This is a genomic window from Kitasatospora sp. NPDC001660 (genome assembly GCF_053596725.1).
Genome location: NZ_JBSFGU010000052.1, coordinates 39119 through 50757 on the forward strand (window position 1 = coordinate 39119; position 11639 = coordinate 50757).

Sequence of the window (11639 nt, forward strand, 5' to 3'; positions counted from 1 at the left end):
GTCAGCTCGTCCGCTGCCGGCCGGGGACGCGGGCCGGGGCCGGGACGGAGCGGGCACCGGTGGCGGGTTGGGGGCTCGGGCCGGGCCTGGGCCCGTCGGCGGGCAGGGTGCTCGACTGGGCGCGGGCGGCCTGTGCCCGGACGGTGATCGCGTCGGCGTGCTCCTCCGCCCCGATCACCTCGAAGGCGTGGGCGTCCGACCACGCGGCGGCGGCCAGGCCGAAGTCCCCCCGGGCGGCCGCCTCGTCGGAGCGGCCGCGCGCAACGTCAGCGGCGGCGAAGGCGAGCGCCGAGCGGTCCTCATGGTCGGCAACGCTGCGGGCGACTGCGGCGGCGGCCCGCTCCGCCTCCCGCGCGGCCGCGCCGCCGGGGGCGTGCTGGGGACGGCGCTCGGCGTCGGCCGGGCGGTCTCGGTCACGGCCAGGGTGGGAGATGCGGTGCTGGTCTGCCATGGCTGCCTCCTCTCAGCGGGTCCGGCTGCGAGTGGGTGGCAGCGGCGTGGGCGGCTTCGCTGCGGGGGCGGGCGTGGCGGGGCTGCGGCCGGGCGCCGCGCTGGGCGGGACCGTGGTGGACCGCGCGTTGGCGGCCGCGGCGCGGGCCTGGGCCTGAGCGGCGGTGCGCGCCGAAGGTGACGTGGGCTGCGGTACGGCTGCCGTCACCTTGGGGTCGTTCCCGCGCATGTTGACGGCCCCGGCGGACCCGCCGGGGCCGATCGCGGAGAACACCAGATCCCCACGGCGGGGATCGCCGGCCGGGACGTTCCGCGCCGCGTTGGCGAGCTGCTGAGCGGCAACCGCCTCGACCGCCGCACGCTCTCCCGGGCCTGCCGGGACGACGGCCTCACCCCGGGCCAGTGTCTCGGCCTGGTTCTCCCCGGGAGCGGTGATCTCCCACCGGTAGGAGACTTCACGGTTGGTGTTCTGGGCGGCCGCGTTCTGTGCCGGTTCGGGGGCTGCCGCGGGAGCAGGTACCGGGGTGGGCGCGGCAGGTACGGCGGTGGGTGCTGCTTGGACGGCCGGGGATTCGGCTCGCCGGTCCGCGTTGGTCTGCCGCATATTCTCCGTCGGAGTGGGCGGCGTCTTCGCCTGCTCGGTGAGCAGGCCTTGGGCGGCTTCGGCGGCATTGATCCGGATGCCGGCGGCTGCGGCCTGCTGAATTCGCGCGGGAACTCCGGCCAGGGCCTCGCGGGGGTTGCGGCCGGTCCCCTGGAGCCGGTTCATCTGGCCGGCGATGGCGGGCCACTGCCGGGACGTGACCAGCGATCCCAACACGCGCTCGTCGGCGATGGCCTCACGCGCCGTGATCACCAACCGGGCGTTGACCTGGGGGCTGATTCCCTGGGCTGCGAGCTCGCCGGCGCGGTCTCCGAGGGCGGAGGGACTGCGGCGCTCGCGCCACCGGTTCCACGCTTCCCGGATCGGGCTCGTCGTGCGCTCGACGGCACGGCGACCGAGGCCGGGCCGCTTGTCGCTGCCGCGGTCGCGGTCGCGGTCGTTGGGCGGCGGTGCCCACGGGTCGCGCGGCTGCATGGCGTGCGGCGGGACGCTCACCCCGGGATGCGGCGCCGCTGCGCGCACGTCGGCATCGATCCGGGCAACCAGCGGCGCGGCGTCCTTCAGGAACTGGCGGACGTCGACGCCGCTCCGTTCCAGTGTCCGGAGTTCGGCGGCGAGCTGGGGCCATTGCGGGCTGTTCAGCACCGCCTCGGCGAGTGCTTCCGGGCGGATCTGCTCGCGGACGGCCTGGGCGTACCGGGCCAACTCCGGATCGGCCGTCTTCGTACCGGCGTTCGCGCTGCGGTTCGCGGCGGCGCGGGCCAACAGGACAAGCGCTTGCAGGGCGATGCTCGCGCTCTGTCCGGCCTGGGCGGCAGCGTTGTCCATCGCCTGTACATCACTCATTCGATCATCGCCCCTTTTCGCATGGCTGTGCGTCCTCCTCGGCGGGGTGTCATAGCTCGACGGTAGCGGTTTTTAAAGGCCTGGATGCCGTAATTCTCCGAGTGGGATTCCCTTCATTTGACGGCGGATTACCGGCCATGCCGGCGGGGCTGGTTGCGCTGTTGCGCGGCCTGCTGGGCGGCTCGCTGGGCGGGGCTCTGCTCGCCGAGTGTGCGGCGCGGCGCTGGGCTCTTTGGAGGCGTTGTGCGGGCCTGGGCGGTGCGGGTGCGCGGGGCAGGCTGCTGGTCCCGGCGCATGCGTCCTTGGGCCCGCCATGTCAGTATCTCGGCCACGCTGTCCGCGCTGTCGAGTTCGCGCACAGCGGCTACCTGGGCCAGGAGTTCGGCGGGCCGGTAGCCCTGGCCGGCTGCGGTGGCCAGGGTCGCGGCGAGCGCGGCTGAGGCGGGATCGGCGAGCACTGCGGCGGCGTGCTCGGGGACGGCCTGGTGGACGGTCTCGGCGAGCGTCAGCGCGTCGTCGGCGTCGCCAAGGCGGGTGTCCGGGTCGGCCGGTCCGCGCTGCTGACCCCGGGTCACTGGTGGCATCGGCGGATGCCCCGGCATGGTCTCCGCGGGCTGTCCGGTGGACTGCCCGGGAAGGGTGGGACGTGCAGGGCTCGCGTCGTCTTTTCCGGTGCCGGCGGCGGCGGCCGTGGCGGCGGCCTGGGGGAGTCGGCCGGTCCTAGCGTCCTGTTCCATCCGTCGCTGAAGTCGCCACACCAGAACCTCGCTGATGCTGTCGGCGTCGCCGAATCCCCGGGCGCGGGAGACTTGGGAGAGCACGTCGACGGGTGCGTATCCGGCGTTCTCCAGCGTGCGGAGCGTCGCGGCGAGCGCGGGCCACGCGGCCTCGGTCACGATGGTGCCGGCGTGCTGCGGCAGTGCGGCGCGGACAGCCTGCTCGTAGTGCGCGGTGAGCTCGGGTCCGGCGGGCTGCATCGCGGTGCGGTGCCACATCGAGCCACCGCCACGGCCTCGGCCGGAGGTCGCGCCGTAGGCGATTTCGGTTGCGGCCCTGAGGTGGACGGCGGCCGCGCGGGCGGCCTGTTCCTGGGCTGCGAACCTGCGGGCCTGGTGCCACCTGATCGCGGCGATGATGGCGAGCGCGGCGGCGGCCAGCAGCGCGACGGCGGCCGCGGCTTCGCCCCCGCCAGCGACCGCTGCGGCTCCGCCAACAATCAGGCGGGTAGCCGACTGGAAATGGCGGCTCGCCTCGCTGTCCAGCCGCCGCGACGTCGGCGCGCGTCCGGCCCGCTCGAACGCGACAGCGGCCGCCTTGATCTCGTCGCGCACGGCGAGCGGGGCATCCGTCGCATAGGTCGTCAGGAAGTCCGAGAGGGCGGCGAGCTCCCCGGCTGCCGCCTCCTGGCCCTGCCGGCCAAGCAGCGCGGCGGCCTGGTGGACGTGCTCGGCCGCCCGCTGCCACGCCTCGGCCCGGCTCGCCACCGCCGGCTCCTGCGTGCCGGCGGCACGGGGCGTGGTCTCTCCCCATCGCTCCCGCACCCTCGGCAGCGACAAATCCGGGCTGAGTTTGCTGCCGGAGAACCACACGGCCCGGCCGCTGGCCGTGCGGTCGCCCGGCAGCGCAACCGAGTAGCCGGTGGTCCTGCCGTCCGGCGCCACGCGGCGCTGAACGCGTAGGCCAGCCTTCTGCAGCGCTGCGAAAAACTCGTCGTCCGATCGTGCGACGGCGGCGGCCTGACGCACCTTCGCCTGCAGCGTCTCGCGCGGCGTCTCTGGGCGCGCATTGCGCTGGGCCTTCTCGACCTCGCCCCGGGTCGGACGCTTCTTCGCCGTCCGCTCCGCCTTCGGCGTCTGCTGCAAGCCGTACCGGATTTCCCACTCGGCGGCGGCCTCCTGCATGCGCAGCCAGTTGTTCTTCATCCGGTCGCCGCTGGTGGCCCGGGTACCGTCCTGCCGGGCAAGCGTCGCGAGGATGTGAACGTGGTCATCGGCGTGCCGGATCGCCACCCAACGGCACCCGGGGTCGTCGGGTCCGTCGGTAAGACCGGCGGCCTGAACGGCCTGCGCGGTGATCTCCTTCCACTCCGCGTCAGTGAGCTGCCGGTCTCCGTCCGGCAGTGCGATCACGCCGTGCCAGACATGCTGATCCAGCTTCTTCGCCCGCATCGCGTGCACAGGCATGTCCAGCAACATGGCCAGGTGCTCCAAGCTGCTCTCGCTGCTGCGGGCTGGGTCCTTCACGTGGTCGCTCCACGCACCGACCAAGTGAGGGTTCGTGTGCTCGTTGGCCTTGCCCGGACCGTACAGATACAGCAGTGCGCCAAGGGTCCGCTTTCCGCGCTTGAGCTCCCGAAAGATCATCGTCCCCGTCGCCCCCCGAGCACGGCCACCATGGCCTCGTCCAGCCGCTCCATCGCACGCTCGACCATGCCGAGAATCCGCGGAAGCTCGGGCGCTGCCTCCTCCATGTTCAACTTTCGAGCGGCCTGGTTCAGGTTCACACCGACGGCGCGGACCTGGTTCTGAGCCTCCATGAAAGCGTGGAGTGTGTCCTTCTCACCCGTGGGGATCGGCACGATTTCACCGCGCGCGACCGCCGCCGCGGCGTCCGACGCCCATGCGCCCGGTGTCATGCCGGCAAGTGCGGCGGCGGCCTTGATCACCGCGTGCTCGTCGTCCGACAAGGCGAGGTTCACCCGGTGCGGTCGCGGCACGTCGCGGCCGCGCCGACGCGCCCGACGCCGTGGCACCGACGGAGTCTGATCGCTCATCCGATCCCATCCCAAAAGGTGGCCCATCCCTGGGCCGCCGCGCGACCCCGGTACGCCGAGCATAGCGAGGCAGGGGGCGCGCATCATGCTTAACGTTACGTTAAGCAATATCTTGCTCCGCCCGGGTTGGGGTACCGCTCGTCTGTAAAAGGGTGGTGTGCGGTGCCCCAAGTCGGGCGTCGTGCCCGGGCCGTAGGTCCGGTCCAGGGGGGTCCGGGGGGATGTGCCCCCCGGCGCGCGGCGATCATGCTCGGCAAGGACGGGAAGTTCTCCCCTGCGTGGAGCTGGGCGGCCGCTACGATGGCGGTCATGACGACCAATGACGCGCCTGCCTCGCTGCGGCAGCAGGCTGAGGCGAAGCTGCGGCCGATGCTCGATGCTCTCGGGCCGCTGGAAGAAATCCTGAAGCAGCGACAGGACCTGATCGACGCCCTGGCGAAGACGGACGGCCCGTACGGTGAGGCGTACGCGGCGGCGGAGGCTGCCGGATGGTCGGTGCAGCAGCTTGCGAGCATGGGCGCGAGCGAGCCGGCGGTGCGGCCGAAGCGCGGTCGGGGCCGGCCCCGGAAGTCGTCGAGCGTTCCCGTTCAGGGCACCAGTGCCGGCGCTGAGGCCGGCGCGGCTTCGCCGACCGTCGGCGGGCAGAGCTCCAGCGAGTAGAAAAATCCTGCGGGTACGGCAAAGCCCCGCCCCGTCTGGCTCCGTCAACGACGGGTCAGACAGGGCGGGGCTTCGTTGTCGGGTGCGGGTGTGACCACCCCCTAGCGGCCAGTATCCGGGGCCCGGCCGGCCGCCTCAAGCCCTCGCGCGACGGTGAGCCGGACGCGCTTCGCTTATTTCGCCCGGCCCACCTAGCGCGCTGGCTTGACCCGGCCGGCCTCTTGCCCCGGACCCGGGCCACTATGGGGGCGGCCCCACCCGTGCGGTTCGGTCGTGGCCGGCCTCCGCCGGTGACCGTCCGCACCTGCCGCTGGTCGGGCCGCGCAAGCTTCCTCCTGGTGGCGCTTCAGCCGGCTCGCTCTGAGCGGTGGCGGTCGACGTAGGCGGCGGCCGTGATGGCCACGCACACCGCCCACAGGATCCACCAGCCGGCGGCGACGTGGCCAAGGCCGGCGGCACCAGCCAGGGTGACGCCGCCGGCGGCCACCGTGAAACCGCCGGCCCACCGGGTGAGTTTTCGCGCCTGCATGTCCTTCTCCTTGGGTTCAAATTCGGGTACTGGTATGGGAGACTGGAGCCCCGGGGAGGGGGCTACTTGCGATAGCCCCCTCCCCGGTTCTGCTAGCGGCGGTGCTTCCCGCGAGCCTTGTTGGCCTCGCGAGCATGCCACGCGCCCCACGCAGTGAACACAGCGCCGATGCTGCTTGCGACAGCACCGACGATGGTCGCGATGAACGCAATCTCCTCGTGCATTTCCCCCTCCTTCCCTCTTCCTTGTGACTCCAGTTTATAGTGTGACTAGATGGATTTCAAGCCAGTCTAGAAAAATCTTCAGGGCATGCACTACGCTGCACCCATGACAGAGACCCCTGGCGACCACGTCGCCGCAGCAGCCCGGACGGCACTCGCTGAGATCGCCGACATCACCGATCCCGTTGATCGCGAGCTCGCTGCCCGGCAGCTGCTGGACGTGGTGCTGCCGGAGATCGCCCGTGGCGCGCGCGAGATCCGGCAGGGGGCCGTCCTGGAGCTCCGCCGGGACCGGTTCACGCTGCGCGAGATCGGCGAAAAGCTCGGCGGGCTCTCCACCGCCCGCGTCGACCAGATCGCCAAGGGCAAGTAGGCCGGGCCGGCTTCCAGTTGCCGAAAAGCCGGCGGCAGGGCCGGGCGGCCACCGGAGCTGACGCCGGTCAACAATCGGCCCTGCCGGACCTGGCCTAACTCCGCGCCCGTGCCGGAGATCAACCGATGAAGGGTCACCCCCACCGGCGGCCGAGTCGGCAGACCGATGCGGAGAGCACAGAGCCGGTCGGCGCCCCGCGCCGGACAGCGGCCCCCGATCCGGCAGCGACCACACATCCCCGATCCGTAACGGCGGTCCACCCCCACGCCTGCCCCGCCGCGCATTTCTTCAACGGCGCCGCACCGGTGAGCACGGGCAGTCAGCGCGGCTGCGGGCCGTAAGGTGCGTCAGGCCCCCGTACGGGCCGGATGTCGGGAACGGTGCCCGACCCCGGGCCGGGCCCGGAGAGCCGCCGGACCGGTCGCGTGGACCGGTTCGCCGGTTGCTCTTGGGATTAATAGGGGCGCCGCACTCTGATTTTCTTCCCGCTCGCCGACACGGTTTCCCAGCGAGATTATGGGCTTGAGAGGGAGATGCAGCAGTGCGGTCCGGCCTGGAGTTCCGCACCGGTCCCGAGGCGCGGGTGGAGCTGACGGACGACCAGGCCGCGGCGCTCGGCCTGCCGGCCGGGATGGGATACACGATCTGGGGGCCCGTGGAGGATGCCGCCAGCAACCGGGTGGAGCTCCCGGACGCGGACAGGTGGGTGGTACCGGCCCGCTGGCTGCGGCCGCTGGCGGAGGGAAGCTGAACCGGCGTCGGCGCCGCGGAAGGTAACGCCCTCGGCGGCCGGGCTGCTCGAGGTGAGCCGGCCACGGCTCATCACGAGCCGACCGGACGGCGACCGGTTCGGCCGGACGGCGGCCAATTTCGGAACCCCTGGTTGAGGGGTGGTCAACCCCCGTTCGCGGTTCTGATTTCCGATACGCTGCCCTTATCGGTAATCACGGATCGTCAATAGTCGGTACGTTGGGTGACGGTCCCGAGGGAGGGAGAGGCACCGTGGACAACACGGAGCAGAGCACCGGCGACGGCCTGGACCGCGCCGGCCTGCGGGACGCGCTCGGGTACATGGAGGAACTGCGGCGCCATCACCGGGCCCACGTCGCCGAGGTCCCGGCCCCGGCCCCCGGTGGCCCGCACCCGCAGCGGCGCCCACTCGGCCGGGGCCCCGTCCCGGAGGAAAGCCGGTGACCCAGCACGCACCACTCGCCCTCGTCCTGGTCGTCGCCGCGCTCGCCACCGCTCTGCTGTGCGCGCGGACCGGCGCCGACGACGCCCCGACCGTCACCTACCTGACGTTCTACAGAGGCGCGTGGGGCGCGCTCGCCGGCTGGCTGCTGCGGCACCTGATGCCCGCGGGCCGGAGCGGACGGTGAGCGGGACGGACGCCGCGCTGTCGTCGGCCGAGGCGCTGATGGTCGACGACATGCGGGGAATGGCCTCGTTCGCATCGCCGCGGCCGGGCTGGCGGTACGGCTCGGTGTACGCGCTGCTGCTCGACGTCGGCCGGCTGTTCACCCCGACACCGTGGCCGCACCCGGACGGCATCCCCGGCGAACCGGGCCGCTGCTACGTCGACTCGGTCTCCTGGGCCTGGGGCTCGCCGGACACCCTCGCCTATGTCGAGGGGATGGCCTGGACGGGCATGTTCCCGATGGAACACGCCTGGTGCGGCGACCCGCACGGCCGCGCGCTCGACCCAACGTGGCGCGAGACGGCCGCCGCGTACCTCGGGCTGCCGGTCGACCCGCGCACCGCCTCCGACCTGATGGGCCACCACCGTGAACCGCTGCTGGCGCACGGGGCGGTGTGCCGCGAGTGGCTGCAGCACGGGGTGCCCGGCGAGCTGCTGGTGGACTGCGGCCGCCCGGTCCCGACGGCGGCGGAGGCCTCGCGGTGAGCGCGGACCTGGTGGCGCGCGAGCCGGACGGCGCGGTGGCCCTGCTCGACGGCGCCGGCTACCCGGACCGCGGCGCCCGGGTGGTCACGGCCTCGGGGAAAACCATCTCCGGCCGGACAGCCTGGCGGGTGGCCAACTCGGTGCCGAGGGGCACCCGGGCGGCGCGTAGATCGCGCGTCCATCTGTTCACCCGGTGGTGTCGGGACCACGGGCGGATCGCCACCGACGGCGGCACGGTGCCGGACTACCTCACACACCTAGCGGACCTGCACCACCCGGCCGCGACGCTGGTCGCCCACCTGGGCACGCTGGCCGCGTGGTTGTCGATGACGGGCCAGGGCCTCGACGATGAGGACCGACGGCTGTGCCGGGCGGTGGTCGACCAGCGGTCCGCGACCGAGGCGGCCGACGGCTCCGAGGCGCCCGGCCCGCTGCAGGCGACCGAGGCGACCGTGGAGGACCTGGCCGCGATGGTCGGCACCTGCCACCGCTCGACGCCCCGCGGCGCGCGGGACGCCTACACCATGTTGCTGGACTGGTTCATGGCGGGCCGCTGCAGCGAGCCGGCCGCCCTCAACCGCCTGGACGTGGCCGAGGTGACGGCCCGCTACCGCGACCCGGAAACCGGCCGGCCGGTCGTCCGCCCAGCCCTGGAAATCACCGTGCGGACGTCCAAGACGAATCCGTACGGCCGACACACGCAGCGCGTGCGAATCGTCGGCCAGGACGACCCGCAGCTGTGCCCGGTGCTGGCCCACCGCGCGTGGACGGCCCTCCTGGACGCCCAACAGGTGCCGCCCGGCGGGCCGTTGCTGCGGCGCATCGACCGGTGGGGGAGGATCGGCGGTACCGCGCCGGTGGCCGGTCGGCCACCGGCCGACCCGGCCAGGGCGTACGGAATCGGGGACCGCACCGTACGGAACATCATCGCCACGGCGGCGGAGCGGGCCGGCCTGGTCCGGGCCTGGGGGCCGGCCGAGCGCGAGCTGTTGAGCACGGCCGCCGAGCGGGCCGCGCTCGCCGGTGTCGCGGACCCCTACCGGCGCGAGGAACTGCGGGCCGACCTGCGCAAGCGGCGGCGGGCCCTGCGGCGGTCGCGGCCGCGGTACACCGGTCACTCCATGCGGCGCGGCTGCCTGCGGGCGATGCAGCGGCGGGGACGGCCCCGGCACATCATCGAACAGCACGGGCGGTACCGGCCCGGGTCGCGGTCCCTGGGCCGCTACCTCGATGACGTGCCGCCATGGGAGAGCAACGGCACCGTGGCCCTGATCTGACCGCCCCCGGACAGGGCAGGTCAGGGAGCGGTGCGTCAGGAGCCCGAGGGGGGCAAGGTGCCGGGTCGGCCGCTCGTGGCGGCCGCGCGTCGAACACCTCGTCCCTCCTCACCTGATTCTCCCGAATCCAAAAACCGCAAGATTGGAAATCCGCCACATTTTCTAAATCCGATTCACCGGATCGGAAAATGGCAAAAATAAAACCGCTGTGAGCTTATGCTCAGGCGGAGTCGACCGGACCGGCTCCGTCAGTGTGGAGGCGCGCTGGGCTGCGCGGCCCCCTGGTTGATGTTCACATTCTGGGTAACGGTCACTCCCGGAGGCGCGGGTGTCGCCTGATGCTGACTCCCCCACATGACCACGATGGCGCTCACCGCCGCCGCAGCGAGTGCTCCGAAACGTCGGTAAACCGCCTCTGACCTGCGGTTAAGCGGAACGTTCATGCGCCCCCGACTGCCGGCCGTCTTCCACTCACACCGGAAGGCCTGGTTGTTGTTGTTCTTCTTATTCTTCATTCCTGCGCCCTCACTTTGTCTCAGATAACACGAAAGGCAGGGACATGGCCCTGCCGAAATTAAACATGGAAATGCCAAAAACAGCCCAGCTTTCTCCTTTCCTTTTTCTCTGGCGAAAATGCTGCCACTCATCCTGGAGACGCGTCAAGCGCTCCGGAATTCCCGATCCACGCGGGCATGCTGAAGCCCCGGGCGGATTGGGATTTCGACAAGAGTAGGTATCCACCCCGCCGTTGTCAATAGAAGGAGCACGGCCCGCGCGACCGAACCCGGGCCCGCCCACCGGACGGTGACGCCCGTTCAGCTCGCGCGGGCTGGCGCCCAGTCCCGTCGCCGGTGGCCACGCCCACCACGCTGCCGATGCTGCCGCCCCCGAGCCCCGACCCGGGCACTCCCTCACCGGCGGGCCCCGAAACACCCGAGGCGGACGACTCGGCGGGCCGGGGGCCGGCGGCACCGTCCGGCGGACACCACCCGGCCCCGCCTCGGCCAGCTCCTGGCCGCCCGGCTCCGGCTTCCCCCTCGACGCGACCGGTCCCGCCCGCTCCCGGCCGCCCGGCTTCGCCCGCGCAGTCCTCGCCGGGGCGTCCGGCCGCTTCGGCACCCGGCGGCCCGGCGACTGGCTTTGATCCGGGCGCGCTGTGACGGACGGCTGAGCGGGACGGACCGGCCCCGGGCGGACAACTCCGCTCGGGGCCGGTCCTGTTGAGGCGGTGATCACGGCATCTTGCTCATGCCGGATTCGCCTCCTCGGTGTTCTCCGCCGCGGCGCGGTCGAAGGCCCGCTCTTCGGCCTTCTCCGCGCGGGCCTCCGCCTTCTCGGCCCGCTCCTCGGCCTTCTCCACGCGGGCCTCCGCCTTCTCGGCCCGCTTGTCGGCGGCGGCCACCGCGGCGTCCGCCCGCTGCTGGGTGTCGGCGGCATTCCGACGAGCCTCGTCGCGGTCGGTCTCGGCGAGCTCGCGGGCCTGGGTCTGCTCGGCGAGCTCGGCGGCGAGGCGCTCCCGTTCCTTCTCTGCGGCGGCCTTCGCCGCGGCCGCGCTCCTCTCAGCGTCGACCGCGCGAGCGGCGGTCTCCTCCGCGGTGGTGGCCCGGGTTTGGGCGTCGGCGGCCCGGCGCTCGGCATCGTCCTTGGCCCGCTCGGCGGCGTCCCGGTCGCGCTCGGCCTGGTGCTGGGCCAACTCCGCGGCCTTGGTGCGCTGGTCGGCGGCCCGGCGTTCGGCCTCCGCCGACTCCGCGCGGGCCGTCGCCGACGCGGCAGCGAGCTCGGCGGCGACCCGTGCCCCAGCCTCGGCTGTGCGGTCCTGCTCGGCCTGCCGCTGCCGTGCTTCGGCGTCGGCGGCCCGGCGCTCGGCATCGTCCTTGGCCCGCTCGGCGGCGTCCCGGTCGCGCTCGGCCTGGTGCTGGGCCAACTCCGCGGCCTTGGTGCGCTGGTCGGCGGCCCGGCGTTCGGCCTCCGCCGACTCCGCGCGGGCCGTCGCCGACGCGGCA

General features: G+C 72.8%; 13 protein-coding genes and 1 pseudogene. 7 read left to right on the top strand and 7 right to left on the bottom strand.

Translation table 11 applies throughout. The features are described from left to right. Window position 1 precedes the first annotated feature (1 nt). From ACWCXH_RS33840 to ACWCXH_RS33855, 4 genes are all read right to left on the bottom strand, one after another. The gene (locus ACWCXH_RS33840) at window positions 2–451 is read right to left on the bottom strand and encodes a hypothetical protein (protein ID WP_449805340.1); all 450 of its coding nucleotides are present in this window, start codon (window positions 449–451) and stop codon (window positions 2–4) included. A gap of 12 nt (window positions 452–463) precedes the next feature. Next, the gene (locus tag ACWCXH_RS33845) at window positions 464–1900 is read right to left on the bottom strand and encodes a hypothetical protein (RefSeq protein ID WP_449805341.1); all 1437 of its coding nucleotides are present in this window, start codon (window positions 1898–1900) and stop codon (window positions 464–466) included. Window positions 1901–2028: 128 nt separating this feature from the next. Beyond that, a complete protein-coding gene (locus ACWCXH_RS33850; RefSeq protein ID WP_449805342.1) occupies window positions 2029–4263 on the bottom strand; it encodes a relaxase/mobilization nuclease domain-containing protein in 2235 nt (744 codons plus the stop codon). Next, window positions 4260–4673, bottom strand: coding sequence for a plasmid mobilization protein (locus ACWCXH_RS33855; RefSeq protein ID WP_449805343.1), 414 nt, complete (start codon window positions 4671–4673; stop codon window positions 4260–4262). Before ACWCXH_RS33855 ends, ACWCXH_RS33850 begins: the two co-directional genes overlap by 4 nt. A 309-nt stretch (window positions 4674–4982) precedes the next feature. Between ACWCXH_RS33855 and ACWCXH_RS33860 the strand changes: the two genes are divergently transcribed. Then, window positions 4983–5333, top strand: a complete 351-nt coding sequence (locus tag ACWCXH_RS33860) for a hypothetical protein (RefSeq protein WP_449805344.1) — start codon at window positions 4983–4985, stop codon at window positions 5331–5333. 346 nt (window positions 5334–5679) lie between these two features. On the opposite strand, the gene ACWCXH_RS33865 is transcribed toward ACWCXH_RS33860, so the two are convergent. Both ACWCXH_RS33865 and ACWCXH_RS33870 read right to left on the bottom strand, forming a co-directional pair. Then, window positions 5680–5862 (bottom strand): hypothetical protein, encoded by a 183-nt coding sequence (locus ACWCXH_RS33865; RefSeq protein ID WP_449805345.1) that lies wholly within the window; start codon window positions 5860–5862, stop codon window positions 5680–5682. Between the two features lie 92 nt (window positions 5863–5954). Then, complete coding sequence (locus ACWCXH_RS33870) at window positions 5955–6086, bottom strand: hypothetical protein (RefSeq protein WP_449805346.1); 132 nt, start codon at window positions 6084–6086, stop codon at window positions 5955–5957. 103 nt (window positions 6087–6189) lie between these two features. On the opposite strand from ACWCXH_RS33870, the gene ACWCXH_RS33875 reads away from it, so the two are divergent. From ACWCXH_RS33875 to ACWCXH_RS33900, 6 genes are all read left to right on the top strand, one after another. Next, on the top strand, window positions 6190–6456 hold the full coding sequence (locus tag ACWCXH_RS33875; RefSeq protein ID WP_449805347.1) for a hypothetical protein: 267 nt from the start codon (window positions 6190–6192) through the stop codon (window positions 6454–6456). 541 nt (window positions 6457–6997) lie between these two features. Continuing rightward, window positions 6998–7207, top strand: a complete 210-nt coding sequence (locus ACWCXH_RS33880; RefSeq protein ID WP_449805348.1) for a hypothetical protein — start codon at window positions 6998–7000, stop codon at window positions 7205–7207. A gap of 251 nt (window positions 7208–7458) precedes the next feature. Then, a complete protein-coding gene (locus ACWCXH_RS33885) occupies window positions 7459–7650 on the top strand; it encodes a hypothetical protein (RefSeq protein WP_449805349.1) in 192 nt (63 codons plus the stop codon). Then, complete coding sequence (locus tag ACWCXH_RS33890) at window positions 7647–7835, top strand: hypothetical protein (protein ID WP_449805350.1); 189 nt, start codon at window positions 7647–7649, stop codon at window positions 7833–7835. Before ACWCXH_RS33885 ends, ACWCXH_RS33890 begins: the two co-directional genes overlap by 4 nt. Next, entirely contained in the window at window positions 7832–8359 is a 528-nt protein-coding gene (locus ACWCXH_RS33895; protein WP_449805351.1) for a hypothetical protein, read from the top strand. Before ACWCXH_RS33890 ends, ACWCXH_RS33895 begins: the two co-directional genes overlap by 4 nt. Further along, window positions 8356–9636 carry a hypothetical protein gene (locus ACWCXH_RS33900; RefSeq protein ID WP_449805352.1) on the top strand — a complete coding sequence of 427 codons (1281 nt, stop codon included), beginning with the start codon at window positions 8356–8358 and terminating at the stop codon, window positions 9634–9636. The genes ACWCXH_RS33895 and ACWCXH_RS33900 overlap by 4 nt, the downstream gene beginning before the upstream one ends. 1246 nt (window positions 9637–10882) lie before the next feature. Here ACWCXH_RS33900 and ACWCXH_RS33905 read toward each other — a convergent pair. Further along, window positions 10883–11639, bottom strand: a pseudogene (locus ACWCXH_RS33905) (hypothetical protein); the annotation flags it as partial.

What these genes read in the sequence shown, in the direction of transcription:
- ACWCXH_RS33850 (WP_449805342.1), bottom strand. Translation starts at nt 4,263, where the DNA reads ATGATCTTTCGGGAGCTCAAGCGCGGAAAGCGGACCCTTGGCGCACTG.
- ACWCXH_RS33840 (WP_449805340.1), bottom strand. Translation starts at nt 451, where the DNA reads ATGGCAGACCAGCACCGCATCTCCCACCCTGGCCGTGACCGAGACCGC.
- ACWCXH_RS33845 (WP_449805341.1), bottom strand. Translation starts at nt 1,900, where the DNA reads ATGAGTGATGTACAGGCGATGGACAACGCTGCCGCCCAGGCCGGACAG.
- ACWCXH_RS33865 (WP_449805345.1), bottom strand. Translation starts at nt 5,862, where the DNA reads ATGCAGGCGCGAAAACTCACCCGGTGGGCCGGCGGTTTCACGGTGGCC.
- ACWCXH_RS33855 (WP_449805343.1), bottom strand. Translation starts at nt 4,673, where the DNA reads ATGAGCGATCAGACTCCGTCGGTGCCACGGCGTCGGGCGCGTCGGCGC.
- ACWCXH_RS33860 (WP_449805344.1), top strand. Translation starts at nt 4,983, where the DNA reads ATGACGACCAATGACGCGCCTGCCTCGCTGCGGCAGCAGGCTGAGGCG.
- ACWCXH_RS33870 (WP_449805346.1), bottom strand. Translation starts at nt 6,086, where the DNA reads ATGCACGAGGAGATTGCGTTCATCGCGACCATCGTCGGTGCTGTCGCA.
- ACWCXH_RS33875 (WP_449805347.1), top strand. Translation starts at nt 6,190, where the DNA reads ATGACAGAGACCCCTGGCGACCACGTCGCCGCAGCAGCCCGGACGGCA.